23 protein-coding genes and 1 riboswitch are annotated in these 26,027 nt (G+C 64.6%); of the genes, 12 read left to right on the top strand and 11 right to left on the bottom strand.

The genetic code is table 11. The features are described 5' to 3' along the window. Window positions 1-144: 144 nt before the first annotated feature. Both yccS and BVH06_RS23220 read left to right on the top strand, forming a co-directional pair. The gene (gene yccS / locus BVH06_RS23225) at window positions 145-2,334 is read left to right on the top strand and encodes a YccS family putative transporter (protein WP_075935625.1); all 2,190 of its coding nucleotides are present in this window, start codon (window positions 145-147) and stop codon (window positions 2,332-2,334) included. A gap of 5 nt (window positions 2,335-2,339) precedes the next feature. Continuing rightward, window positions 2,340-2,822 (top strand): GreA/GreB family elongation factor, encoded by a 483-nt coding sequence (locus BVH06_RS23220; RefSeq protein ID WP_075935624.1) that lies wholly within the window; start codon window positions 2,340-2,342, stop codon window positions 2,820-2,822. Window positions 2,823-2,824: 2 nt separating this feature from the next. Here BVH06_RS23220 and BVH06_RS23215 read toward each other — a convergent pair whose 3' ends face one another. From BVH06_RS23215 to BVH06_RS23205, 3 genes are read right to left on the bottom strand one after another with little or no spacing between them, the layout of a single operon-like run. Next, a complete protein-coding gene (locus BVH06_RS23215) occupies window positions 2,825-3,331 on the bottom strand; it encodes a M48 family metallopeptidase (RefSeq protein ID WP_075929104.1) in 507 nt (168 codons plus the stop codon). 47 nt (window positions 3,332-3,378) lie between these two features. Then, window positions 3,379-4,464: a PQQ-dependent sugar dehydrogenase gene (locus BVH06_RS23210; RefSeq protein WP_371915315.1), complete on the bottom strand. Its 1,086-nt coding sequence runs from the start codon at window positions 4,462-4,464 to the stop codon at window positions 3,379-3,381. A gap of 29 nt (window positions 4,465-4,493) precedes the next feature. Beyond that, complete coding sequence (locus tag BVH06_RS23205) at window positions 4,494-4,937, bottom strand: hypothetical protein (RefSeq protein WP_075935623.1); 444 nt, start codon at window positions 4,935-4,937, stop codon at window positions 4,494-4,496. Between BVH06_RS23205 and BVH06_RS23200 the strand changes: the two genes are divergently transcribed. Next, window positions 4,936-5,163, top strand: coding sequence for a hypothetical protein (locus BVH06_RS23200; RefSeq protein WP_075935622.1), 228 nt, complete (start codon window positions 4,936-4,938; stop codon window positions 5,161-5,163). The genes BVH06_RS23205 and BVH06_RS23200 overlap by 2 nt on opposite strands. Here the strand turns inward: BVH06_RS23200 and fba are convergent. The 6 genes from fba to BVH06_RS23165 form a co-directional block, all read right to left on the bottom strand. Further along, entirely contained in the window at window positions 5,156-6,220 is a 1,065-nt protein-coding gene (gene fba, locus BVH06_RS23195) for a class II fructose-bisphosphate aldolase (protein ID WP_070885897.1), read from the bottom strand. The genes BVH06_RS23200 and fba overlap by 8 nt on opposite strands. 101 nt (window positions 6,221-6,321) lie before the next feature. Next, window positions 6,322-6,651 carry an MliC family protein gene (locus BVH06_RS23190; RefSeq protein WP_075928509.1) on the bottom strand — a complete coding sequence of 110 codons (330 nt, stop codon included), beginning with the start codon at window positions 6,649-6,651 and terminating at the stop codon, window positions 6,322-6,324. A gap of 323 nt (window positions 6,652-6,974) precedes the next feature. Further along, window positions 6,975-8,144, bottom strand: a complete 1,170-nt coding sequence (locus tag BVH06_RS23180; RefSeq protein ID WP_371915314.1) for a phosphoglycerate kinase — start codon at window positions 8,142-8,144, stop codon at window positions 6,975-6,977. A gap of 4 nt (window positions 8,145-8,148) precedes the next feature. Next, window positions 8,149-9,213, bottom strand: coding sequence for an erythrose-4-phosphate dehydrogenase (epd, locus tag BVH06_RS23175; RefSeq protein WP_075928507.1), 1,065 nt, complete (start codon window positions 9,211-9,213; stop codon window positions 8,149-8,151). 104 nt (window positions 9,214-9,317) lie between these two features. After that, window positions 9,318-11,318 (bottom strand): transketolase, encoded by a 2,001-nt coding sequence (gene tkt, locus BVH06_RS23170; RefSeq protein ID WP_075935621.1) that lies wholly within the window; start codon window positions 11,316-11,318, stop codon window positions 9,318-9,320. Window positions 11,319-11,428: 110 nt separating this feature from the next. Beyond that, on the bottom strand, window positions 11,429-12,583 hold the full coding sequence (locus BVH06_RS23165; protein WP_075935620.1) for a TDT family transporter: 1,155 nt from the start codon (window positions 12,581-12,583) through the stop codon (window positions 11,429-11,431). 111 nt (window positions 12,584-12,694) lie between these two features. Here BVH06_RS23165 and BVH06_RS23160 point away from each other — a divergent pair, with 111 nt between their 5' ends. The 3 genes from BVH06_RS23160 (at window position 12,695) to metK (ending at window position 15,857) form a co-directional block, all read left to right on the top strand. Continuing rightward, a complete protein-coding gene (locus BVH06_RS23160; protein WP_075935619.1) occupies window positions 12,695-13,570 on the top strand; it encodes a LysR family transcriptional regulator in 876 nt (291 codons plus the stop codon). A gap of 71 nt (window positions 13,571-13,641) precedes the next feature. Next, window positions 13,642-14,670 carry a metalloregulator ArsR/SmtB family transcription factor gene (locus BVH06_RS23155; RefSeq protein ID WP_075935618.1) on the top strand — a complete coding sequence of 343 codons (1,029 nt, stop codon included), beginning with the start codon at window positions 13,642-13,644 and terminating at the stop codon, window positions 14,668-14,670. Then, a complete protein-coding gene (metK, locus tag BVH06_RS23150) occupies window positions 14,667-15,857 on the top strand; it encodes a methionine adenosyltransferase (RefSeq protein WP_075935617.1) in 1,191 nt (396 codons plus the stop codon). Before BVH06_RS23155 ends, metK begins: the two co-directional genes overlap by 4 nt. 110 nt (window positions 15,858-15,967) lie before the next feature. Here the strand turns inward: metK and BVH06_RS23145 are convergent, their stop codons facing one another. Then, a complete protein-coding gene (locus BVH06_RS23145) occupies window positions 15,968-16,294 on the bottom strand; it encodes a hypothetical protein (RefSeq protein WP_075935616.1) in 327 nt (108 codons plus the stop codon). Between the two features lie 200 nt (window positions 16,295-16,494). On the opposite strand from BVH06_RS23145, the gene ligB reads away from it, so the two are divergent. Continuing rightward, on the top strand, window positions 16,495-18,165 hold the full coding sequence (gene ligB / locus BVH06_RS23140; protein ID WP_075935615.1) for an NAD-dependent DNA ligase LigB: 1,671 nt from the start codon (window positions 16,495-16,497) through the stop codon (window positions 18,163-18,165). 82 nt (window positions 18,166-18,247) lie between these two features. On the opposite strand, the gene BVH06_RS23135 is transcribed toward ligB, so the two are convergent. Next, complete coding sequence (locus tag BVH06_RS23135) at window positions 18,248-18,637, bottom strand: acyl-CoA thioesterase (protein WP_075928499.1); 390 nt, start codon at window positions 18,635-18,637, stop codon at window positions 18,248-18,250. Window positions 18,638-18,903: 266 nt separating this feature from the next. Beyond that, window positions 18,904-19,056, top strand: a riboswitch (S-adenosyl-L-homocysteine riboswitch). A gap of 81 nt (window positions 19,057-19,137) precedes the next feature. Between BVH06_RS23135 and ahcY the strand changes: the two genes are divergently transcribed. From ahcY to BVH06_RS23110, 5 genes are all read left to right on the top strand, one after another. Next, on the top strand, window positions 19,138-20,532 hold the full coding sequence (gene ahcY / locus BVH06_RS23130) for an adenosylhomocysteinase (protein ID WP_075935614.1): 1,395 nt from the start codon (window positions 19,138-19,140) through the stop codon (window positions 20,530-20,532). A 56-nt stretch (window positions 20,533-20,588) separates the two neighbouring features. After that, window positions 20,589-21,431 (top strand): methylenetetrahydrofolate reductase [NAD(P)H], encoded by an 843-nt coding sequence (gene metF, locus BVH06_RS23125; RefSeq protein WP_075928497.1) that lies wholly within the window; start codon window positions 20,589-20,591, stop codon window positions 21,429-21,431. A 249-nt stretch (window positions 21,432-21,680) separates the two neighbouring features. Further along, window positions 21,681-23,054: a nucleotide 5'-monophosphate nucleosidase PpnN gene (gene ppnN, locus BVH06_RS23120; RefSeq protein WP_075935613.1), complete on the top strand. Its 1,374-nt coding sequence runs from the start codon at window positions 21,681-21,683 to the stop codon at window positions 23,052-23,054. Window positions 23,055-23,124: 70 nt separating this feature from the next. Then, the gene (locus BVH06_RS23115; protein WP_075935612.1) at window positions 23,125-23,871 is read left to right on the top strand and encodes a siderophore-interacting protein; all 747 of its coding nucleotides are present in this window, start codon (window positions 23,125-23,127) and stop codon (window positions 23,869-23,871) included. 238 nt (window positions 23,872-24,109) lie between these two features. After that, window positions 24,110-25,957, top strand: coding sequence for a DEAD/DEAH box helicase (locus tag BVH06_RS23110; RefSeq protein ID WP_075928494.1), 1,848 nt, complete (start codon window positions 24,110-24,112; stop codon window positions 25,955-25,957). The last annotated feature ends 70 nt before the right edge of the window (window positions 25,958-26,027 follow it).

Here is a 26,027-nt window from a genome sequence, read left to right as displayed (position 1 = left end):
CGGTGACCCACCGGACGGGGGCGGCGTCCAGCATGCGCTTCGAATGCGCAATCGGCCTCTCGCACTGAACGATGCAGGCAAGGCACAATCGAAACGCCGCGTTGAGCAGCGTGTCAGTCATTTTCCCTAAAGGTCGCGATCCGGATGCCGTCCCCCTCTTTGCGCCACTCGCTGCGTCGCCTCTGGGCATTGGACAAGTTCAGCTACAGCCTTCGGGTGTTCATTGCCCTGGGCGGCAGTCTGGCGCTGTGCTGGCATCAGGGCTGGATGCACAGCCTGATTCCACTGTTTCTCGGCGTGATCGCCAGCGCCCTGGCGGAAACCGACGACAGTTGGCAGGGCCGGCTCACCGCGTTGCTGGTCACCCTGGGGTGCTTCAGTGCCGCGGCGTATACGGTCGAGCTCCTGTTCCCCTATCCCTGGCTGTTCGTCAGTGCCCTGGCGCTGTCGGCCTTTGCCCTGACCATGCTCGGCGCCCTGGGCGAACGCTTCGCCACGCTCGGTTCGGCCACGCTGATTCTGGCGGTGTACAGCATGATCGGCGTGGAACAGCGCGGCGGCGTAGCCGGGCTGTGGCTGGAGCCGCTGCTGCTGGTGGCGGGCGCCGCCTGGTACGGTGTGCTCTCGGTGCTCTGGCATGCCTTGTTCGCCCACCAACCGGTGCAACAGAGCCTGGCCCGACTGTTTCGTGAGCTGGGCCTGTACCTCAAGCTCAAGGCCGCGCTGTTCGAGCCGCTGCGCCAGCTGGACGTGGAAGCACGGCGGCTGGATCTGGCCAAGCAGAATGGCAGGGTGGTGGCGGCGCTCAACGCGACCAAGGAAATCATCCTGCACCGGGTCGGCAATGGGCGTCCCGGCCCAAAGGTCAGCCGCTACCTGAAACTGTATTTTCTCGCCCAGGACATCCACGAGCGCGCCAGCTCCTCGCACTACCCTTACAACGCCCTGGCCGAAGCCTTTTTCCATAGCGACGTGATGTTCCGCTGCCAGCGCCTGCTGCGCCTGCACGGCAAGGCCTGCCATGCCCTGGCCCAGGCCATCGAGCTGCGCCAGCCGTTCGAGTATGGCGAGCATTACAGCCAGGCCCAGGCCGACCTGCAAGCATCTCTGGAACACCTGCGCATCCAGAGCAACCCGGCCTGGAAACACCTGCTGCGCTCGCTCGGCGCCCTGGCCGGCAATCTCGGTACGCTAGACCGCCTGCTCAGCAGTGCCAGCAACCCCGATGCCCTGGCCGAGGAGCAGGACAGCTCGCTGCTCGACCGCGAGCCGCAGTCGCTGCGCGATGTGTGGGAGCGCATCCGTCTGCAGCTCACCCCCACGTCGCTGCTGTTCCGCCATGCCCTGCGCCTGTCCATCGCCCTGGCTGCCGGTTACGGCGTGCTGCACTGGATTCACCCGACCCAGGGCTACTGGATCCTGCTGACCACCCTGTTCGTCTGCCAACCCAACTATGGCGCCACGCGCATGAAGCTGGTGCAGCGCATCGTCGGCACCGTGCTGGGCCTGCTGCTGGGCTGGGCGCTGATCGACCTGTTTCCGGCGCAGCTGATCCAGGCCTTCTTCGCCGTCGCCGCCGGCGTGGTGTTCTTCGCCACCCGCTCCAGCCGCTACACCGTGGCCACGGCAGCGATCACCCTGCTGGTGCTGTTCTGCTTCAACCAGGTGGGCGACGGCTACGGGCTGATCCTGCCGCGCCTGTTCGATACCCTGCTCGGCAGCCTGATCGCCGGCCTGGCGGTGTTCCTGATCCTGCCGGACTGGCAGGGCCGCAGGCTCAATCGCGTGGTGGCCAACACCCTGAGCTGCAACAGCACCTACTTGCGGCAGATCATGCGTCAGTACGCCGAAGGTAAGCGCGACGACCTCGCCTATCGCCTGGCCCGGCGCAACGCCCACAACGCCGACGCGGCGCTGTCGACCACCCTGGGCAACATGCTGATGGAGCCCGGGCATTTTCGTAAGGAGGCGGATATCGGCTTCCGCTTCCTGGTGCTCTCCCACACCCTGCTCAGCTACCTGTCGGGCCTGGGCGCGCACCGCGGCGAAGCCCTGCTGGCCGACGAGCAGAACGAGCTGCCGGCCAGTGCCCTGCGCTTGGCCGACAGCCTCGACGAGATTGCCCGCGGCCTCAGCGAACAGACACCCGTCGTGATCCAGAGCGATCATGAAGAGCACCTCGCCAGTTGCCTGGAACAGATGCCCGAAGATCTGGACGACGCCCAGCGCCTGGTGCAAACCCAGCTCTCGCTGATCGCCCGACAGCTCGGCCCGCTGCGCACGCTGGCAGCGCACCTGCTCAAGAACCGCGAAAAGCCGGTAAGCGGAGTCTGATCGCCATGGACAAGCAACCCATCGTGCAGCAGGTGATCGAGCACCTCGGTGTCGAACTGCAGGCCGCCGAACAGGCGGCGCGGTTCGCCCATGAAACGGCCACTCACGAAGAGAATGTTGCCGAGAACAAATACGACACCCTTGGGCTGGAGGCTGCCTATCTGGCAGCCGGGCAGGCTCGACGCGTGGAAGAGATCGGCCTGCGCCTGCGCGTCTGGCGCCAGTTGCAGGTGCGCGCCTATGACGATGCCCAAGGTATTCGACTGACCAGCCTGGTGCTGCTGGCCGACGAGAACGACCAGCGGCAATGGCTGTTTCTCGGCCCGGAGGGAGCGGCAATCAAGGTGCAAGACAAGCAGCGCACGATTCTCGTGCTGAGCCCCGATGCACCGCTAGGCCAGCGCCTGCTCGGGCGGCGTGTCGGTGACGAGGTCGAGCTGACCGTTGCCGGCCGCTCGCAGCACCACGAGATCATCGAAGCCTACTGAGCTCAGGCCAGCGCACCGGCCTGCAGGTCACGCCAGGTCAGGTACAGGCGCAGGTCGAACTCCAGCTGCTGGTAGTCCGGCAGCATGTATTCGCAGAGCTTGTAGAACGCCTTGTTGTGATCGCTTTCCTTCAGGTGCGCCAGCTCGTGCACCACGATCATCTGCAGGAACTGCGGCGCCGCTTCGCGAAACAGCGAAGCGACGCGAATCTCCTTCTTGGCCTTGAGCTTGCCGCCCTGCACTCGGGAGATGGTGGTATGCAAGCCGAGAGCACGGTGGGTCAGGTCGAGGCGATTGTCGAACAGCACCTTGTCGATGGCCGGCGCATTCTTCAGGTGCTCCTGTTTGAGCGCCATCACATAGGCATACAGAGCCTTGTCACTCTGAATCGCGTGGCGGCCCTGGTAACGTTGCGCCAGGTAATCGCCCAGGCGCTCACCCGCGATCATCTGGCGAACCTGCTCCTGTAGCGAGGCGGGGTAACCCTGGAGGTACTTGAGCGGCGTCATGGCGGCATGGCAGAGGTGGCTGAGGCAGCCCATTATGCCCCACCCGATTACAGCGGTACCACGCGCAACAGGCGGCCATCGGCGCTGTCGGTCAGCAGGTAGAGGGCACCGTCCGGACCGTCGTAGACGCCACGTATGCGCTCCTCGAGCTCCTCGAAGAGGATGTCCTCGCCCGCCAAGCGCCCCCCGTCGAGCCGCACCCGGCGCACGCTCTTTTCGGCCAGCGTGGAAACGAACAGATCGCCCTTCCAGTGCGGGAAGCGGTCACCGGTATAGAGCGCCAATCCGGAGGGCGCGACCGACGGCGTCCAGTGCAGCTCCGGTGGCAGGTAACCCGGCAGCTCGGTGAACGGCGTGACCATCGCGCCGGTGTAATCGATGCCAAAGGAAGTCAGCGGCCAGCCGTAGTTGCCACCGGGCTTCAGCAGGTTCAGCTCGTCCCCCCCTTTGGGGCCGTGCTCGTGGATGTACAGGCGCTCGTGCTGGCGATCGTAGACGGCGCCCTGGATGTTGCGGTGCCCCAGGCTGTAGATTTCCTCGGCAGCGCCTGGCTGACCACGCAGCGGGTTGTCTTGCGGAACGCTGCCGTCGCGGTTCAAACGCACCGTCTTGCCCAGATGGTTGGCCGGGTTCTGCGCCTGCTCACGCTGGTCGAAACCATCGCCCAGGGTCAGTAGCAGGGTGTCGTCCGGAAGGAAGACGATCCGACCGCCATAGTGCGAGGCGCCCGCCTTGGCCGGCTGGGCGGTGAACAACACCTGGAAATCGCGCAGCTCGTCGTCGACCAGGCGAGCGCGGGCCAGCCGCGTGTTGTTGGCATCGAACTCGCCATGGGCGTAGCTGAGATAGATCCACGGATCGCTGGCAAAATGCGGGTCCAGCGCCACCTCCATCAATCCCGCCTGAGTGGCTACGAAGGGTGTCGGCAACCCACTGACCGGCTCGGCCTGAAGCTGCCCCTGAGCATCGATCAGGCGCAGCTGCCCGGTACGCTCGGTCACCAGCATGCGCCCATCCGGCAAAAATGCCAGGGACCAGGGATGTGCCAGCCCGCCAGTAACGGTTTCGATACGGTAATCGGCGTGGGCCAGCGCACTCGCGCAGATTCCCACGATCAGCAAGACAGCTTTCACCATCACACCCTTGATTTTAGAAGCGACCATCATCGGGCGCCGCCGCTGAAACGTGCGAACACCAGGCTGCCCAGACTGCCGCAGAGCATCAGCGCCAGCGTCCCGGCCAGGGTGCGATTGGCGCCGATCAAGGTCGGCATCGGCGCCACCGCATTAGTGAAGATCAGTGCCAGCAGCATGGCCAGGGCACCAGCGAGCAGAAAGGCCAGCCAGCGCAACGCACCCCGAGCGGGCGCCAGCCATGCAGTCAGCGGCAAGGCAACGAGGAAGGCTGCGACCACCAGGGCCGCGAGCGTGGGGCTGAACCCCAGCAGATCATGGGCCGTGGTTTTCAAGCGAATGCCTGGAGGAATATCGGCACCGAGCTGTTGCAGGGCGGCGAGGTTGAACTGGGTCTGGACAATGCTGCCGAGCACGGTGGCAACCAGCACGGCCAAGCCGAATGGCAGCCATGGGCGAGAATTTTGAGGCATGGGAGCCAACATCCTGAAACACAAGGCGCCAGTATGGCGCAGCGCCTGCGAGGTGGCGGATCAGGAGTTTTACATGGTTTTTCGTGAAGTGATGATCATCCGTGACGGCGTACTCATGGCAAAAACACCGCCGCAAAATCGCCCCGGCCAGATGCACGAAAGCCGCCTGCCCATTACGACGGGCAGGCGGCTTTCGGGGCAATCGCCAGATGCGGGGATCAGTTGACCTTGGCGGTCAGCTCACCCTTGGCGTAACGCTGGAACATGCCTTCCAGGGAGATCGGTTTGATCTTGGACGCATTACCGGCGGTGCCGAAGGCTTCGTAGCGAGCGATGCAGACGTCACGCATGGCTTCCACGGTTTTGGCGAAGTATTTGCGTGGGTCGAACTCGGCCGGATTCTGCGCCATGAAGCGACGGATCGCACCCGTGGAGGCCAGACGCAGGTCGGTGTCGATATTGACCTTGCGCACGCCGTACTTGATGCCTTCGACGATTTCCTCGACCGGCACGCCGTAGGTTTCCTTGATGTCGCCACCGTACTCATTGATGATCGCCAGCCAATCCTGCGGCACCGAGCTGGAGCCGTGCATCACCAGGTGAGTGTTGGGGATGCGCTTGTGGATTTCCTTGATGCGCTCGATGGACAGCACATCGCCGGTTGGCGGCTTGGTGAACTTGTAGGCGCCGTGGCTGGTGCCGATGGCGATGGCCAGGGCGTCGACCTGAGTGGCCTTGACGAAAGCTGCGGCTTCTTCCGGGTCGGTCAGCAGCTGGCTGTGATCGAGTACGCCCTCGGCGCCGACGCCGTCCTCTTCACCGGCCATGCCGGTTTCCAGGCTACCCAGGCAGCCCAGCTCACCTTCGACCGAAACGCCGCAGGCGTGGGCGAAGGCAACGGTCTGTTGGGTGACGCGCACGTTGTAGTCGTAATCGGCGGGAGTCTTGCCGTCTTCCTTGAGCGAGCCGTCCATCATCACCGAGCTGAAACCCAGCTGGATGGAGCGCTGGCACACGTCAGGGCTGGTGCCGTGGTCCTGGTGCATGCACACCGGGATGTGCGGGAATTCTTCGATCGCGGCGAGGATCAGGTGGCGCAGGAACGGCGCGCCGGCGTACTTGCGGGCACCTGCGGAGGCCTGGACGATGACCGGCGAATCGGTCTTGTCGGCAGCTTCCATGATGGCGCGCATCTGCTCGAGGTTGTTGACGTTGAAGGCCGGCACGCCGTAGCCGAATTCGGCGGCGTGGTCGAGCATCTGGCGCATGCTGATAAGTGCCATGTTTTGCTATCTCCCGATAGGGCTCGTTGATCGTGCAAGCCTGCCGCAGTGGCAGGCGCTATTCAAGTTTGCGCGAGCGGGGCAGCCCGCTCGCAGGTCATTCAGGGCGCTTTGCAGCCGCGCCCGAGCAAATCGTCATTGGCGGTGCGGTAGACCAGGCCTTCCTCGCCCTTGGCATGGAAGGACAGCGTACCGTCGCTGTACAGCTCACCGGAACCGGAAGGCTCCAGGCTCAGGCGGTGAACGACATCGCTGCCGCCCATACGCAGATCGACCTGTTCGTGAGCCGGGTCGGCATAACGCCAGAACACCTCGGCCTGGCTATCACAGACCCAGCGATTCCATTGCTGGCTATCGGCGTAGTCCTTGCCGGCACAACCGGCCAGCATGGCCAGCCCAAGCAATGCAGCAGCGTATTTGAAACGGTTCATCGCAGTCTCCTTGCTTAGCAGTTCTGCTCGCCTATAGGCGGCGTCGAGTCACCTGTGCTCTGCCCTTCGATGCGCTGATCTTCGCGCGTGGTCGGCAGATCGATTTCCGCCGGGCTCAAGACACGGCAAGCATCATCGCGAGGCGATCCGCCACCTGCACATCCGCCCAGAACCACACATACCATCAGTACCACGGCCGCGTTACGCATAGGGGTCACTCCTTGCTGGCTGATTTCCATACAAGGTTAATGACCACCGGGGCCCGCCAAGGTTTAGGGTCTGTACCAAAACGGCCCGTACCGACCCCAACAGCCTGCCGTCGATTATTCGGCTGCACGCTTCTGAAGGATTTCCACTGCCGGCAGCACCTTGCCCTCGACGAACTCGAGGAAGGCGCCGCCGCCGGTGGAGATGTAGGAAATGCGCGAGGCAACGTCGTACTTGTCGATGGCTGCCAGGGTGTCGCCGCCGCCAGCGATGGAGAACGCCGGGCTTTCGGCGATGGCCAGAGCCAGGGCCTTGGTGCCTTCACCGAACTGATCGAACTCGAACACGCCGACCGGGCCGTTCCACAGGATGGTCTTCGACGCTTTCAACAGTTCGGCGAACTGCTTGGCGGTTTGCGGGCCGATGTCGAGAATCATGTCGTCGTCGGCCACATCGGCGACCGCCTTGACGGTCGCGGCGGCAGACTCGGAGAACTCCTTGGCGACCACTACGTCGACCGGCAGCGGCACGTTGACCTTGGCGGCGATGGCCTTGGCAGTGTCGACCAGATCAGCCTCGTACAGCGACTTGCCGACCGGAAAACCGGCCGCGGCCAGGAAGGTGTTGGCGATTCCGCCACCGACGATCAGCTGGTCGCAGATGCCGCTCAGGCTGTTCAACACGTCCAGCTTGGTCGACACCTTGGAGCCGGCGACGATTGCCGCCATCGGCTTGGCCGGCGCGCCCAGGGCCTTGCCCAGTGCGTCCAGTTCGGCGGCCAGCAGCGGGCCGGCCGCGGCGACCTTGGCGAACTTGGCCACGCCGTGGGTCGAACCTTCGGCGCGGTGAGCGGTACCGAAGGCGTCCATCACGAACACGTCGCACAGGGCGGCGTATTGCTGGGCCAGCTCGTCGGCGTTCTTCTTCTCGCCCTTGTTGAAACGCACGTTCTCGAACAGCACCAGCTCACCGGCCTTCAGTTCGACACCGTTCAGGTAATCCTTGACCAGTGGTACCTCGCGGCCCAGAGCCTTGCTCAGGTAGGCGGCTACCGGCGCCAGGCTGTTCTCTTCGCTGAATTCGCCTTCGGTCGGACGACCCAGGTGCGAGCAGACCATCACCGCAGCGCCTTTTTCCAGGGCCAGCTTGATGGTCGGCAGCGCGGCAAGAATGCGCGCATCACTCTTCACAACGCCGTCCTTGACCGGCACGTTGAGGTCTTCACGGATCAGCACGCGCTTACCTTGCAGATCAAGGTCGGCCATTTTCGCGATGTTCAGGGTCATTGAATCAGTCCTTAACAGGGGCTGGTGATAAGTGAGCGGCGGCATCGAGATAATGCACGGCCATGTCGAGCATACGATTGGCGAAGCCCCATTCGTTGTCGAACCAGGCCAGCAGGTTGACTAGGCGAGGCCCGGAAACCCGTGTCTGACTACCGTCGACGATGGCCGAATGGGGATCATGGTTGAAGTCGCAACTGGCGTGCGGCAATTCGGTGTACGCCAGCAGGCCCTGCAGCGGCCCCTGTTCGGCAGCCTGGCGCAGGATCCGGTTGATCTCCTCGGCACTGGTGTCGCGGGCGGTCTGCAAGGTGATATCCAGGCAGGACACGTTGACCGTCGGCACCCGAATGGCTTTGGCCTGGATTCGCCCGGCAAGTTCCGGGAGCAGCCGTTCGATGCCGCGCGCCAGGCCCGTGGACACCGGAATCACCGACTGGAAGGCCGAGCGCGTACGGCGCAGGTCTTCGTCGTGATAGGCATCTATCACCGGCTGATCGTTCATCGCCGAGTGGATGGTGGTGATGGAGATGTATTGCAGCCCCACCGCCTCGTCGAGCAGCTTGAGCAGCGGCACGCCGCAGTTGGTGGTGCAGGATGCGTTGGAAACCAGGCGCTCGCTGCCCGTCAGGCACTGCTGATTGACGCCGTACACCACCGTGGCGTCGACATCGCTCTCGCTGGCCATCGGCTGCGACAGCAGCACCCGCGGCGCGCCTGCACGCACGAAGCGCTCGGCCTGCTCGCGCGTGGTGTATTGGCCGGAGCATTCGAGCAACAGGTCGATATCCAGCGCACGCCAGTCGACGCCCTCGGGCTCGCGCTGGCGCAGCACCTTGAGCGGCTTGCCATTGATGTGCAGATGGTCACCGGCGACCTTGACCTCGCCGGGAAAACGCCCGTGGGTGGAGTCGAAACGGGTCAGGTATTCGATGCTGGCCTGGTCGGCCAGGTCATTGAGCGCGACGATTTCCAGCCGAGCCTCGCCTGCCCGCTCATGCAGCGCACGCAAAACGCAACGACCGATGCGGCCATAGCCGTTCAGGGCAACGCGGTAGGAGCGATGGGACATCGGCTATCTCGGATGAACAACCGTAAGGTGGACCACGTGGTTCGGGCCACCGGGTGCCGCAGGGTGGACGGGCAAACCCTCATCCACCCTGCGGCGTCTCTGACTCAGGCGTCGAGCAGCTCTTCGGCGGTGCCGATGATGTTCTCGACGGTGAACCCGAAGTGCTCGAACAGCTGGCCGGCGGGCGCCGACTCACCGTAGGTTTCCATGCCGATCACGCGGCCCTCGAGGCCGACGTACTTGTACCAGAAGTCCGCATGGGCAGCTTCGATGGCGATCCGCGCGGTGACCTGCAGCGGCAGCACCGACTGCTTGTAGGCAGCGTCCTGCTGGTCGAAGACGTTGGTCGACGGCATCGACACCACGCGGACCTTGCGGCCCTGCTCGCTCAGCTTGTCGGCGGCCTGGATGGCCAGGCCGACTTCCGAGCCGGTGGCGATCAGGATCAGCTCCGGCTCGCCGGCGCAGTCTTTCAGCACGTAGCCGCCACGGCTGATGGCCGCTTCGGTTTCGTGGTCGCGCAGGTTATGCGGCAGGTTCTGACGGGAGAAGATCAGCGCGCTCGGGCCATCCTTGCGCTCGACCGAGTGCTTCCAGGCCACCGCAGCTTCGACGGTATCCGCCGGGCGCCAGGTGTCCAGGTTCGGCGTGGTGCGCAAGCTGGTCAGTTGCTCGACCGGCTGGTGGGTCGGGCCGTCTTCACCGAGACCGATGGAGTCGTGGGTGAACACGTAGAGCACGCGCAGCTTCATCAGCGCCGACATGCGCACCGCGTTACGGGCGTACTCCATGAACATCAGGAAGGTCGCGCCGTAAGGGATCAGGCCGCCGTGCAGGGCGACGCCGTTCATGATCGCGCTCATGCCGAACTCGCGCACGCCGTAGTACATGTAGTTGCCCGACGCATCTTCGGCGACTACCGGCTTGCAGCCCTTCCACAGGGTCAGGTTGGAACCGGCCAGATCCGCCGAACCGCCGAGCAGCTCGGGCAGCAGCGGGCCGAAGGCGTTCAGGCAGTTCTGGCTGGCCTTGCGGCTGGCGATGGTTTCGCCCTTCTCGGCCACGGCGCGGATGAACTCGCTGGCCTTTTCGGAGAAGTCGGCCGGCAGTTCACCTGCCATGCGGCGGATGAACTCGTTGGCCAGTTCGGGATGGGCAGCGGAGTAGGCGGCGAAGCGCTGATCCCACTCGGCTTCGGCAGCCAGGCCAGCCTCCTTGGCGTCCCACTCGGCGTAGATGTCGGCTGGAACTTCGAACGGTGCATGGTTCCAGTTCAGGGCGGCGCGGGTAAGGGCGATCTCATCATGGCCCAGGGCTGCGCCGTGGGACTCTTCCTTGCCCTGCTTGTTCGGCGAGCCGAAACCGATGATGGTCTTGCAGCAGATCAGCGTCGGACGATCGCTGGACTTGCGTGCGGTGTCGATGGCCATCTTGATTTCTTCGGCATCGTGGCCGTCGACGTTACGGATCACCTGCCAGCCGTAGGCTTCGAAGCGCGCCGGAGTGTCGTCGGTGAACCAGCCGTGCACTTCGCCGTCGATGGAGATGCCGTTGTCGTCGTAGAAGGCAATCAGTTTGCCCAGGCCCAGGGTGCCGGCCAGGGAGCAGACTTCATGGCTGATGCCTTCCATCATGCAGCCGTCACCGAGGAACGCGTAGGTGTGGTGATCGACGATGTTGTGGCCTTCGCGGTTGAACTGCGCTGCCATGATCTTTTCCGCCAGGGCGAAGCCCACGGCGTTGGCGATACCCTGGCCGAGCGGGCCGGTGGTGGTCTCGACGCCTGGCGCATAGCCGTACTCCGGGTGGCCCGGGGTCTTGCTGTGCAGCTGGCGGAAGTTCTTCAGGTCGTCGATGGACAGGTCGTAGCCGGTCAGGTGCAGCAGCGAGTAGATCAGCATCGAGCCGTGGCCGTTGGACAGCACGAAGCGGTCACGGTCGGCGAAATTCGGGTTGGCCGGGTTGTGCTTCAGGTAGTCACGCCACAGCACTTCGGCGATATCCGCCATCCCCATGGGGGCACCGGGGTGGCCGCTGTTGGCTTTTTGCACGGCATCCATGCTCAGGGCACGAATGGCATTGGCACGCTCACGACGGCTGGGCATCGCTGAATCTCCTGCGGGGTGGCTGCCGAAGCAGCTTGGACGAAAAAAGGCGCCTATTTTCGCCCAGCCAGGCCCTATGGAGCAATGACAGATGGTCCGTTGGCGGCAAATCAGCCGGCGCGAGCGCTCAGAACGCTCACCGCCGGGGTCTCCGGGCCAGCCAGACATGGCGCCCTGAACAGGTCGCCATGCCAGATACCGGCCAGGGTACGGCTGAACACCAGCCCCCAGACAGCTGCCAGCAACAGCGCCAGCAAGGCACCAAGGCCAGCGAAAAATCCCATTTGCGTCAGGCTATGCAGCTCGAAGGTTGCCAACACGAAGACGCCCAGCGGAAAGGTGAACCCCCACCAGCCAAGATTGAAGGGCACCGCATCACGCATATAAAGGCGGGTGAAAACCGCCGCGACCAGCAGCCACCACAGCCCGGCGCCCCACAGGGCCAGGCCGCCGATCAGCCCCAGCTCATGGGCCAGCCTGGCAGCCCCCGCCAGCGCCGTGCCGTCGAACACCTCGGGCGCCGCCCGCCCCAGATTCAGCAAGCCCAGGCAACCCGTGGCCAGCGGCCCGAGCGGCAGCCAGCTGGTCGCGGCGAAATCGGTGCTGGGCAGCTTGTGCAGCGCCAGGCGCAGCATGACCAGGGCGATCAGCGAACAGGCCAGGAACAGCGACATACCCCACAGCACGAAACCGGCTACCAGCATGGCGCGCCCAGCCTCGCCGGCCAGGTGCGGAGCCAGCGTGCCGGCCGTACTGGCAGCAACCTCCGGGGCGACGATGGGCAGCAGCCAGATTGCCGTAAGCTTTTCCAGCGCGTGCTGCTGCCGGGTGAACATCAGGCAGGGCACCAGCCAGGCGACCAGCAGCGCCAGCGCCGCGTCGATCCACCACAAGACATGCGCCAGCACATAGACCGCGTCGCCCCAGCGCGGCTCGCCAAATAGCAGCAATCCGTTGATGAGCACTGCCAGACCCATGGGAATCGCTCCCAGGAACATCGACTGCACCGGGTGCAGCAGCATCGGCCAGACCGTATCGCGATAAAGCGCCAGACGCAGTCCGAACAACAGCGTGAAGATGGCGAACAGTGCAATGCCGAGCCACCAAAGCGCTTCGGCCAGAGCACTGGCGCCGGCAAGGGAGCGAGGAAGATGGGCGATGACCAGCGCCAACACGCCGGTCCCCATGGTCACGGCGAACCAGTTGGGCGTGAAGTGACGTATGAAGGCGAGCGGTTCGGGCAAGCGCGTGAAAGGTCGAGGCATGAGTCGGGTCGTCCCGTGGCATGAGTGACAGATGCCAGGGTAAAAACCGCCTTGCCATATGAAAAATACATAATCAGTATCCTTTCCATACCAACAATGCATGCTTAAGCAATGAATCTTCACCACCTCAAGATTTTTCATGCCGTCGCACAGGCAGGTAGCATCAGCGCGGGCGCCGAGCGCCTGCACATCAGCCAGCCAGCGGTCACGCGCGAGATTCGCGAGTTGGAGAACAGCCTGGAATTGCCGCTGTTCGACCGCAAGCCACGCGGCGTGACGTTGACCGAAGGTGGCCAGCGCCTGCTCGATTACGCCCAGCGCATCTTCAGCCTGGAACTCGCCGCCGAGCGCGACCTGCGCGACTTCGCCCACCTCGAACTGGGCGAGCTGCATCTGGGCGCCAGCGCTACGCTCGGGGCATATCTGCTACCGCCGTTGATCACAGCGTTCCGCGCCCAGCGCCCTTCCATCCTGGTCAACCTGGAAGTCAGCAACACCCGGGAAGTGACTCGCCAACTGGACGAAGGCCGCATCGCCCTGGGTTTCGTCGAGGGGCATTTTCAACGAGCCAACTACGGTCACCGCCTGCTGGCGCGAGATGCCTTGCTGCCAGTGGTGGCACCCCATCACCCGCTGGCCGGCAGCGCGCCGTTGACCGCCGGGCAGTTGCAGCCCTACCCGCTGTACTTGCGTGAGCCGGGCTCCGGCACCCGCGCCAGCGTCGAACAGGCTTACCGCGATCACGGCCTCGAAGCCCGCGCGGGCGTGGCTGCGGGCAGCACCGAGGCGCTCAAGCGGCTGCTTGCTGACGGCCAAGGTATCGCCTGGCTGTCGCGACAGGCGGTCGACCGCGAATTGGCCAATGGCGAGCTGTCGAGCGTGCCGGTGCATGACCTGCAGATCGAACGGGAACTGCACGCCGTCTGGCGCCTGGGCAGCAGCCTGAGCCCGGCACCGGCGGCCTTCCTGGCGCTCGCCGCTGACTAATCGACCCGCAATATCAAAACTTTTTGATATTGCGGTTGCTGGCTGAAAAATGACCGACTAGACTGCGCGCCATGACCCTACGCGCGCCCTCGCTCGATTTCGAGCCCACCGACCTGCTGTCCGCCCTGTGCAAGGCCGCGGGCGACGGGTTACGCCTGAACGTCCTGCGTGCGCTGAGCAACGACTCCTTCGGCGTGCTGGAGCTGGCGCAGATTTTCGCCATCGGCCAGTCGGGCATGAGCCACCACCTCAAGGTGCTGGCCCAGGCCGGCCTGGTGGCGACGCGCCGGGAAGGCAACGCGATTTTCTACCGGCGCGCCCTGGCCCATGTCGAAAGCCCCGGCGGCGCCCTGCATGCGGCGCTGCTGCAGGAGGTCGACAACCTCGAACTGCCCGCCGAAGTGCGCCAGCGCGTGGCCCAGGTGCACCAGCAGCGGGCCGCTGCCAGCCGCGATTTCTTCGCCCGCAGCGCCGAGCGCTTCCAGGCTCAGCAGGATCTGATCGCCGGCCTGCCGCAGTACCGCGACAGCGTCGTGGCGCTGCTCGACTCGCTGGACTTGCCGGCCCATGCCAGCGCGCTGGAAATCGGCCCGGGCGATGGCGGCTTCCTGCCGGAACTGGCGCGCCGCTTCACCCGTGTGACCGCCCTAGACAACAGCGAGGCGATGCTCGAACTCGCCCGCCAGCGCTGCCAGCAGGAGGGCCTGGACAACGTGCAGCTGCACCTGGCCGACGCCCTGCAAGATGCCTACCCCGGCGCCGATTGCGTGGTGCTGAACATGGTGTTGCATCACTTCGCCGCGCCGGCCCAGGCCCTATGCAAACTGGCCGAACAGGTGAACCCGGGCGGCAGCCTGCTGATCACTGAACTGTGCAGCCACGACCAGAGCTGGGCTCGCGACACCTGCGGCGATCTCTGGCTAGGCTTCGAACAGGACGATCTCGCCCACTGGGCAATCGCCGCCGGCCTGACACCAGGCGAAAGCCTGTATGTCGGCCTGCGCAATGGCTTTCAAATTCAGGTGCGGCATTTCCAGCGCACCCTTCCAATCACGCACGTGGCCGAGAGGCCCTCACTCGCCAGGACAATCGATAGATGAGCGAATACTCCCTGTTTACCTCCGAGTCCGTGTCCGAAGGGCACCCGGACAAGATCGCCGACCAGATTTCCGATGCCGTGCTCGACGCCATCATCACCCAGGACAAGCACGCCCGCGTGGCCGTGGAAACCCTGGTCAAGACCGGCGTAGCGATCATCGCCGGTGAAGTGACCACCAGCGCCTGGGTCGACCTCGAGCAAATCGTCCGTGACGTGATCTGCAACATCGGCTACACCAGCTCGGACGTCGGCTTCGACGGCGCCACCTGCGGCGTGATGAACATCATCGGCAAGCAGTCCCCGGACATCAATCAGGGCGTCGACCGCGCCAAGCCGGAAGACCAGGGCGCCGGCGACCAGGGCCTGATGTTCGGCTACGCCAGCAACGAAACCGACGTGCTGATGCCGGCGCCGATCCGCTTCTCCCACGCCCTGGTCGAGCGCCAGGCCGAAGCCCGTAAGTCCGGCCTGCTGCCGTGGCTGCGTCCGGACGCCAAATCCCAGGTCACCTGCCGCTACGAGAACGGCAAGGTAGTCGGCATCGACGCCGTGGTGCTGTCCACCCAACACAACCCGGACGTCAGCCTGAGCGACCTGCGTGAAGCGGTGATGGAGCTGGTGATCAAGCACACCCTGCCGGCCGAACTGCTGCACAAGGACACCCAGTTCCACATCAACCCGACCGGCAACTTCGTGATCGGCGGCCCGGTGGGCGACTGTGGCCTGACCGGCCGCAAGATCATCGTCGACAGCTACGGCGGCATGGCCCGCCATGGCGGCGGCGCATTCTCCGGCAAGGATCCGTCCAAGGTCGACCGCTCGGCAGCCTACGCCGGCCGCTACGTCGCCAAGAACATCGTCGCTGCCGGCCTGGCCGAGCGCTGCGAGATCCAAGTGTCCTACGCCATCGGCGTGGCCCAGCCGACCTCCATCTCGATCAACACCTTCGGCACCAACAAGGTGGCGGAAGAAACCATCATCAAGCTGGTGCGCGACGTCTTCGACCTGCGTCCGTACGCCATCACCAAGATGCTTGACCTGCTGCACCCGATGTACCAGCCGACTGCCGCCTACGGCCACTTCGGCCGCGAGCCGCAGCAACTGACCGTCGGCGACGACAGCTTCACCAGCTTCACCTGGGAGAAAACCGACAAGGCCGCAGACCTGCGCGCCGCTGCCGGCCTGTAAGCCCTTGGCGGGTCGCCGTGCCTACGGCGACCCGTGAGCCGATACGAAAAAGCCTCCGTGGGCGCGATGCCCACGGAGGCTTTTTCATGTGCACTGTATGAGCCGGCAGATCACTTGCCGAACAGCGAACCCAGGCTTTTCAGGGTTTCGGCAGCAGCGGCGATGTTCTCGGCCTTGCCGTCGCCCTGACTTTGCGCGACCGGAGCCGCAGCACCTTCGGCATTGGCACCGAGCTGGTCACAACCACCTTCGACCTGGGCGATGGCGTCGTCAGCCTGCTTGTTGCCGAGCAGGCCGGCCAGTTGCTTGACCTGGGCGATCTTGTCAGCGTTTGCTGCCATCTTCTGCTGGCACTTGAGCTGGGTGTTCTCGGCCGCGTGGGCGAACGAGCTGGCGACGGCCAGGGCCGCGGAACACAACACGATGGATAGACGCATGAGACTCTAGACCTCCAGAGATGAGGCCCGGCAATACACCCCGCCGCCGGGCAAATCCTTTTGGTGTGCGGGGGTGCGGACTCTAGCACCGGACATTCGTGGCAACAAATAGCCATCACTCCAAAATGTCGGCCAGCGCCCACTTTCCCAACTGGCAGCTAGCCTGGAACACTCAATTTCCCGAGCAGGAGGTTCCGCCCATGAGAGCCTGGATCGCGATTGCCTTCTCCGTTCTCTTGTGTGCAACCGTCCACGCCGATGACTGCCCCGCGCAGACGGCGACGCATGCACGACAGGTCGCCGAGCTCGCGGCCCAGGTCGCCCACTGGGACGATGCCTACCATCGCCAGGGTCGCTCACTGATCAGCGACGAACTCTATGACCAGGCCCGCGCCCGCCTCGAACATTGGCAACGCTGCAGCAACGAAGTCACCCGCAGCGACCCTCTGAGCGGTACGCAAGGTGACGTCCAGCACCCCGTGGCGCAGACCGGGCTGCGCAAGCTGGCGGATGAGCGCGGCGTCGCGCAGTGGATGGCGAACCGCGACGACCTGTGGATCCAACCCAAGGTCGACGGCGTGGCGGTAACCCTGCACTACGAAGACGGAGACCTGAAACAGGTGATCAGCCGCGGCGACGGCAACAGCGGTCAGGACTGGACACCACAGGCGGCACGCATCGCTGCCATCCCCAAGCAGTTGAACGAAGGCGGCACGCTGATTCTGCAAGGCGAGCTGTATCTGCAGCGACCGGGCCATGTGCAGGCCAGCGAGGGTGGGGCCGCGGCGCGTAGCACCGTGGCGGGCTTCATGGCCCGCCAGGAGTTGCAAGAGGAGCAGGCGGCCAGCATCGGCCTGTTCGTCTGGGACTGGCCCAATGGGCCGGCCGACACCCAGCAGCGCCTCGATCGCCTGGCGCGCATGGGCTTCCAGGCCAGCCGGACTTACAGCCAGCCAGTTGCCAAACCAACCGATGTACAGCGCTGGCGAGAGCAGTGGTACCGCAACCCCCTGCCCTTCGCCACCGACGGCGTGGTGCTGCGCCAGGGCCAGCGCCCCAGCAGCGACCGCTGGCGCGCCGAACCACCGCACTGGGCGGCAGCTTGGAAATATCCGGCCAGTGAAACGCTCGCGCTGGTCGAGGCGGTCGAATTCAGCATTGGCCGTACCGGGCGCATCACCCCGTTGCTGCGCCTGCAGCCGGTGAAGCTCGACGACCGCACCATCCGGGTGGTAAGCGCGGGTTCACTGGAACGCTGGCGGCAACTGGACATTCGCCCCGGCGACCAGGTCGCCATCCGCCTGGCCGGGCAGACCATTCCCAAGCTGGAAAGCGTGGTGCTGCAAAGCACCGTACGCCCGCCGCTGGAAATCCCCAATAGTGATGACTACCACGCCCTGAGCTGTTTGCGCGCCGCGCCCGCGTGCACCAGCCAGTTCCATGCCCGCCTCACCTGGCTCAGCGGCAAGCAGGCGTTGAATCTGCATGGCATCGGCGCAGGAACCTGGCAGAAACTGCTCGAGGCGCAGCACATCGACGGGTTGCTCGACTGGTTGCAGCTTGGCGAAGAGCAGTTGCTGGCGGTACCGGGCATCGGCCCGCGAGGCGCCACACTGCTCAGCAAGCGCTTCGCCGAGGCCCGGCAGCGTGCGTTTCACGATTGGTTGCGGGCGCTGGGTGCGCCGATGAATCCAGACAACCTGGCGGCGCAAAGCTGGGTGCAGCTGCACCAGCGCACCCTTGCAGACTGGCAGGCATTACCCGGCATCGGCCCGACTCGCGCGGCCCAGCTGCAGGCGTTCTTCCAGCATAACGACATCGTCGCGCTGGCCGAGCAGTTGGGCAAAGCGGGCGTGGCGGGCTTTCAGTAGCGGCCAAAGCGCTGGCTGACTGACACCGCCAGCAGTGCCCATGGCCTTGCCATGTGGCGCCGATCAGCGGCTGCGCACGGGCTCAATCCTTCAATTGATCCTTGATGTAAGTGATCTCGGTCTTGCCATGGGGCGCTGGCTGGCCATCCTCGCCAAGGTTCACGAAGACCATCTTGTCGATGGTCAGAATGCTCTTGCGGGTGATCTTGTTGCGCACTTCGCAGCGCATGGTGATCGAGGTGCGGCCGAAATCGGTGGCGGTGATGCCCAGCTCGATGATGTCGCTCTGCCGCGCCGAGGACACGAAGTTGATCTCGGAAATCAGCTTGGTCACCACCCGTTGGCTGCCCAGCTGAATGATGGCGTAGATCGCCGCCTCCTCGTCGATCCACTTGAGCAGGCTGCCGCCGAACAGCGTGCCGTTGGGGTTGAGGTCTTCTGGCTTTACCCACTTGCGAGTATGAAAGTTCATGCACCCTCCTGTCCGTCGTTCCATTGGCAGTGATGATCGCAAAGATTGGCGAGCGGATCATTGCCGCGCTATCGATAATGGTTATCGACACAGGCTATCGGGCCGGGTTCAGCAAGGCTGGCGGCGAGCCATTCGGCGAACGCGCGTTACGCCTGTCGGCCTCCACCGAGAAACGCTGATCGCTGCGATGGAAAGCCTTGGGCTCGCGCGCCGGCGCGGCTATAATCGCCCAGTTATACGCGCCCGCCACCGGGCGTTCCCGCCACCTGTCCGAGGGGCGCTGCAGCAACCTGAAAGATTTGTTTCGAATCCCCAAGCCCTGCATTCCCACAATGCTTAGGGGCAGATTCGAATCAACCTTTCAGGCTGTCAGGCTCGGATAGGGCGTTTAGCAAACGCATCAACGGCGCCCAGTCGACAATCGTGTGACACCTGCGCGTCATCCGACGCTGGCAAGGTTGCACCTGTCGACAGCAGACAACCTAACGGAGAGTTACTGCATGAGCGCTGCTTTCAACGACTACAAGGTCGCCGACATTTCCCTGGCCGACTGGGGCCGCCGCGAGCTGATCATCGCCGAATCCGAGATGCCGGCACTGATGGGCCTGCGTCGCAAGTACGCCGCCAGCCAACCGCTCAAGGGCGCGAAGATCCTCGGCTGCATCCACATGACCATCCAGACCGGCGTGCTGATCGAGACGCTGACCGCCCTGGGCGCCGAAGTGCGCTGGTCATCCTGCAACATCTTCTCCACCCAGGATCAGGCCGCTGCCGCCATCGCCGCCGCCGGCATCCCGGTGTTCGCCTGGAAAGGCGAAACCGAGCAGGAGTACGAGTGGTGCATCGAGCAGACCATCCTCAAGGACGGCCAGCCGTGGGACGCCAACATGGTGCTGGACGACGGCGGTGACCTGACCGAGATCCTGCACAAGAAGTACCCGCAGATGCTCGAGCGCATCCACGGCGTGACCGAAGAAACCACCACCGGTGTGCACCGTTTGCTCGACATGCTCAAGGCCGGCACCCTGAAAGTTCCGGCGATCAACGTCAACGACGCGGTCACCAAGAGCAAGAACGACAACAAGTACGGCTGCCGCCACAGCCTCAACGACGCCATCAAGCGCGGCACCGATCACCTGCTGTCGGGCAAGCAGGCACTGGTCATCGGCTACGGCGACGTGGGCAAGGGCTCCGCCGCTTCGCTGCGTCAGGAAGGCATGATCGTCAAGGTTTCCGAAATCGACCCGATCTGCGCCATGCAGGCCTGCATGGACGGCTTTGAGCTGGTTTCGCCGTACATCGACGGCCGTAACGATGGCACCGACGCCTGCATCGACAAGGCGCTGCTGGGCAAGATCGACCTGATCGTCACCACCACCGGCAACGCCAACGTCTGCGACGCCGGCATGCTCAAGGCCCTGAAGAAGCGCGCCGTGGTTTGCAACATTGGTCACTTCGACAATGAGATCGACACCGCTTTCATGCGCAAGAACTGGGCATGGGAAGAGGTCAAGCCGCAGGTGCACAAGATCCACCGCACCGGCGCCGGCAGCTTCGACGCCGCCAACGACGACTACCTGATCCTGCTGGCCGAAGGCCGCCTGGTCAACCTGGGCAACGCCACCGGCCACCCGAGCCGCATCATGGACGGCTCGTTCGCCAACCAGGTACTGGCGCAGATCTTCCTGTTCGAGCAGAAGTTCGCCGACCTTTCCACCGAGAAGAAAGCCGAGCGCCTGACCGTCGAAGTGTTGCCCAAGAAGCTGGATGAGGAAGTCGCCCTGGAGATGGTCAAGGGCTTCGGTGGCGTCGTCACCCAGCTGACCCAGCAACAGGCCGACTACATCGGCGTCGCCGCCTCCGGCCCGTTCAAACCGGACAGCTACCGCTACTGATAGGCGGTACGCGGCGCGGGCCCGAGGTCCGCGTCGCGCAGCCCGAAGGAATCGTCATGTCTCAGAAACGCCCCAACGTCAGCTTCGAGTTCTTCCCGACGAAGACCGATGCCGGACACGAAAAACTGCTGAATACCGCGCGAGAGCTGGCCGGCTACAACCCGGACTTCTTCTCGTGCACCTACGGCGCCGGTGGCTCCACCCGCGACCGTACCCTCAATACCGTGCTGCAACTCGACAGCGAAGTGAAGGTGCCGACCGCACCGCACCTGTCGTGCGTTGGCGACAGCAAGGCCGAACTGATCGAGCTGCTCAACCTGTACAAGAGCAAGGGCATCAACCGCATCGTTGCCCTGCGCGGTGACCTGCCGTCAGGCATGGGCATGTCCAGCGGCGAGCTGCGCCACGCCAATGACCTGGTCGAGCTGATTCGCACGGAAACCGGTGATCACTTCCATATCGAAGTAGCGGCATACCCGGAGATGCATCCCCAGGCCCGCAATTTCGAGGACGATATCGCCAACTTCGTGCGCAAGGCCAAGGCCGGCGCCGACAGCGCGATCACCCAGTACTTCTTCAACGCCGACTGCTACTTCTACTTCGTCGAGCGTGTACGCAAGCTGGGCGTCGATATCCCGGTGATCCCGGGCATCATGCCAATCACCAACTACAGCAAGCTGGCGCGCTTCTCCGACGCCTGCGGCGCCGAGCTGCCACGCTGGGTGCGCAAGCAACTGGAAGCCTACGGCGACGACGCCCAGAGCATCCAGCGCTTCGGCGAAGAGATGATCACCGGCCTGTGCGAACGCCTGATCGAAGGTGGTGCACCCGGCCTGCACTTCTACACCCTCAACCAGGCCGCTCCCAGCCTGGCGGTGTGGAAGAACCTGCAGGGCTGATACCGGCCTCGGAGACCGCGAAAGACCGAACTTTCGCGGCCTTTTTCTTTCCTAACAGGCGACCAAATCCACTGCACCAGCCAGTTGGACGGACCTGTCAGCCGCGTACCCGTTGACCCGAAGCCCTCTGCTGGTCGACAGTACAGGCGCCCGGATGCCCCAACAGGGGGCATGACTGCCGGGACGAATTCACCAATGCGCGATCAGCCAGGATCGGCTCGAGTTGTCGCGCTACCACGGGATGCCTGCATGCTCACTCGCCAGAAAATCAACGCCTCGGTGTCGCCGAAAGGCAGCCTGGAAACCCTCTCCCAGCGCGAAGTCCAGCAACTGCGCGAGACCGGCTCGGGCAGCGTCTATGCGCTGTTTCGCCAGTGCGCCCTGGCGATCCTCAACACCGGTTCGCACAGTGATAACGCAAAGACCATCCTCGAGGCCTATCCGGACTTCGAAGTGAAGATCCACCAGCAGGACCGCGGCATCCGCCTGGAGCTGATCAACGCCCCGGCCGACGCCTTCGTCGATGGCGAGATGATCGCCAGCACCCGTGAGATGCTGTTCAGTGCCCTGCGCGACATCGTCTACACCCAGAGCGAACTGGAGAACAAGCGGGTCGACGTGGACAGCTCCAGCGGCCTCACCGACTACGTGTTCCATCTGCTGCGCAACGCCCGCACCCTGCGCGCCGGTGCCGAGCCGAAGATGGTGGTGTGCTGGGGCGGTCACTCGATCAGCACCGAGGAATACAAGTACACCAAGAAGGTCGGCCACGAACTTGGCTTGCGCGCCCTGGACGTGTGCACCGGCTGCGGCCCGGGCGTGATGAAAGGGCCGATGAAGGGCGCCACCATCTCCCATGCCAAGCAGCGCATCGTCGGCGCCCGCTACCTGGGCCTGACCGAGCCGGGCATCATCGCTGCCGAGGCGCCGAACCCGATCGTCAACGAGCTGGTGATCCTGCCGGACATCGAAAAGCGCCTGGAAGCCTTCGTGCGCCTCGGCCACGGCATCATCATCTTCCCGGGCGGCGCCGGTACGGCGGAGGAATTCCTGTACCTGCTGGGCATCCTTATGCACCCGGACAACGCCGAACTGCCTTTCCCGCTGGTGCTCACCGGCCCGAAGAGCGCCGAGCCCTATCTGCAGCAGCTGCACGACTTCATCGGCGCTACCCTGGGCCGCGAAGCGCAGAACCGCTACGTGCTGATCCCCAACGACCCGGCTGCCGTGGCGCGCCACATGGCGGCCGGCATCAAGGCCGTCAAGCAGTTCCGCCGCGAGCGCAACGACGCTTTCCACTTCAACTGGCTGCTCAAGATCGACGAGAGCTTCCAGCACCCGTTCGAACCGACCCACGAAGCCATGGCCAGCCTCAACCTGACCCGCCAGCAGCCGACTCACGAACTGGCCGCCAACCTGCGCCGCGCCTTCTCAGGCATCGTAGCCGGCAACGTCAAGGCTCACGGCATTCAGCTGATCGAGGAGCACGGTCCTTACGAGCTGCGCGGCGACAAGAGCATCATGCAGCCGCTGGATCGCCTGCTGCAGGCGTTCGTCGAGCAGCACCGCATGAAGCTGCCCGGCGGCTCGGCTTACGTGCCCTGCTATCGCGTGGTCAGCTAAACCGTTGCGCGCGAGGGGCCTGCGCCCCTTGCCGCCTCAGCCTCAACCGGTCTCTGGACAGGAGTATCCGATGGCACGCCCGGCACCCCGTACTCTTCAGGTCATCGCGTCCACCTCGGTCACCCCGCACATGCTGCGCGTGACCTTGGGCGGCGGCGAGATCGACAGCTTTCCAGCGGATCAGGAAAGCGCCTACATCAAACTGATGTTCACCGCCCCCGGCAGCGACAAGAACCTGGTACGCACCTACACCGTGCGTCAGCAGCGTGCCGACCAGTTCGACGTCGACTTCGTGCTGCACCAGGATGCCGGCCCGGCCTCGCAGTGGGCCACGGCCGCCAGGCCCGGCGACAGCATCCTCGTCGGCGGGCCGGGGCCGAAGAAACTGGTCGACAACAGCGCCGACTGGTTTCTGGTGATCGGCGACATGACCGCCCTGCCGGCGATCAGCGTGAACCTCGAACAGCTGCCCGCCGATGCCCATGGCCACGCCGTCATCGAAGTGCTCGATGCCGAGGATATCCAGCCGCTGCGCCACCCCGCCGGCGTCGCACTGCACTGGCTGGTCAACCCGCATCCCGGCGAAAACAGCCAATTGCTGGTCGATCATGTGCGTCAGCTGGAATGGCTGCCGGGGCGCCCGAGCATCTGGGCGGCCTGTGAGTTCAGCGGCATGCGCGCGTTGCGCCAGCATTTTCGCGAGGAGCGCCAGGTCGACCGCAAGGACTTGTACATCTCCAGTTACTGGAAGCTGGGCAGCAGCGAAGATCAGCACAAAACCGTAAAACGCGAGGACGCCGAGGCGCAGGGCGAGTGATCGCCAGGCCACCGGCCAATCGTTGTAACCCCCGAGTGACAAGGCATAGCGCGACACCGATTGGCGGCAAGTTGTGCCCAACGCCGCCAATCCTGTTACACTCGGGCCTTCCCGCCAGGCTTGCGCCCGGATGCTGCCCCCAGTGGCCAGCAGTACCGGACGGGATTGCACGCCCCACGTGCGATTCAAGCCAGGCACTACACCTATAGGGCCACGCCCTCACCAGACAGGATTGCACATGTCCTTTGCCTCCCTCGGTCTCTCCGAGGCTTTGGTCCGCGCGGTCGAAGCCGCCGGCTACACCCAGCCCACTCCGGTGCAACAGCGGGCCATCCCCGCCGCGTTGCAAGGTCGCGACCTGATGGTGGCGGCCCAGACGGGTACAGGTAAAACAGGCGGCTTCGCCCTGCCGATCCTCGAGCGGCTGTTCCCCAACGGCCACCCGGATCGCGAACAGCGCCACGGCCCGAAACAGCCCCGCGTGCTGGTGCTCACCCCCACCCGCGAACTGGCTGCCCAGGTGCATGACAGCTTCAAGCTGTATGCCCGCGATCTGAAATTCGTCAGCGCCTGCATTTTCGGCGGCGTTGGCATGAACCCGCAGGTGCAGGCCCTGGCCAAGGGCGTCGACGTCCTGGTCGCCTGCCCGGGCCGCCTGCTCGACCTGGCCGGGCAAGGCAGCGTCGATCTGTCCCACGTGGAAATCCTCGTGCTGGACGAAGCCGACCGCATGCTCGACATGGGCTTCATCCACGATGTGAAGAAAGTCCTCGCCCGCCTGCCGGCCAAGCGTCAGAACCTGCTGTTCTCGGCGACCTTCTCCAAGGACATCACCGACCTCGCCAGCAAGCTGCTGCACGATCCCGAGCGCATCGAGGTAACGCCACCGAACACCACGGTCGAGCGCATCGAACAGCGCGTGTTCCGCCTGCAGGCCAGCCACAAGCGCGCCCTGCTCGCTCACCTGGTCACCGCTGGCGCCTGGGAACAGGTGCTGGTCTTCACCCGGACCAAGCATGGCGCCAACCGCCTGGCCGAGTACCTGGAAAAGCAAGGCCTTACCGCTGCTGCGATTCACGGTAACAAGAGCCAGAATGCCCGGACCAAGGCCCTGGCCGACTTCAAGGCCAACAAAGTGCGCATCCTGGTCGCCACCGACATCGCCGCCCGCGGCCTGGACATCGACCAGCTGCCCCACGTGGTCAACTTCGAGCTGCCCAACGTCGAAGAAGACTACGTGCACCGCATCGGCCGTACCGGTCGTGCCGGCCGTAGCGGCGAAGCCATCTCCTTGGTCGCCCCGGACGAGGAGAAGCTGCTCAAGAGCATCGAGCGCATGACCAAGCAGAAGATCCCGGACGGCGATCTGATGGGCTTCGATGCCAGCAAGGTCGAGGCCGAGCGCCCGGAAGTACGCGAGCCACAGAAGCCGCGCCAACCGCGCGGTGCCAAGGCCGAAGGCGAGCGCCAGAATGGCGGCCGGCGCGACAAGGGCAAGGATGGCGGCAAGGCGAAGAGCCAGCCCCAGGCCAAAGCCAAGCCTGCTCGCGGCCAGCAGCCACGCAGCCAGGCGCGCCCGGCACCGGCTGCAGGCGCTCCCGCCCTGCCACCGGATCGCGCGCCGGATGAATTCCGCGATGACGATATCGACAACTTCGGCAACCGCGTCGACTACGTACCGACCCAGAACAAGCCCCAAGGCCGTGGCCGTCGCCAGGGCGGCGGTCAGAATGCTGGCGGCGCCGGTCAGGCACCGCGCGGTCAGGGCAAGGGCCCACGCACCGGCGGTGGCGGCAGCGCCAACGGCGGCAAACGTCAGGGCCAGGGTCAAGGCGGCGGTCGTGGCCGTGGCGGCGACAACCGCAGCCGTGGCGCGCGTGACAACGTCGTCACGTCGCTGAACCGCGACGAGCTGCCACGTCGTGAAGGCCCGCGACGCGACGCCCCCGAGAAGCAGCCGATCATCATGCACAAGGCTTCGCGCAGCGACCGTCTGCCGACCGCCGAACAGCTCGATCAGTTGCCGAGCAGCCGCCCGCGTGGTGAAAAACCTGCCCTGCTGACTCGCAATCGCGATAGCGAGTGACGGCTGTCCCAGGCTCGGCCTGGGTCCAGAAACGAAAACGCCGGCTCTGAAGCCGGCGTTTTCGTGTGTG

The organism is Pseudomonas sp. PA27(2017) (genome assembly GCF_001945445.1).
Lineage (GTDB): Bacteria > Pseudomonadota > Gammaproteobacteria > Pseudomonadales > Pseudomonadaceae > Aquipseudomonas.
Note: the sequence above shows the minus strand (reverse complement) of the source record. Positions and strands in the feature narration are given on the sequence as shown.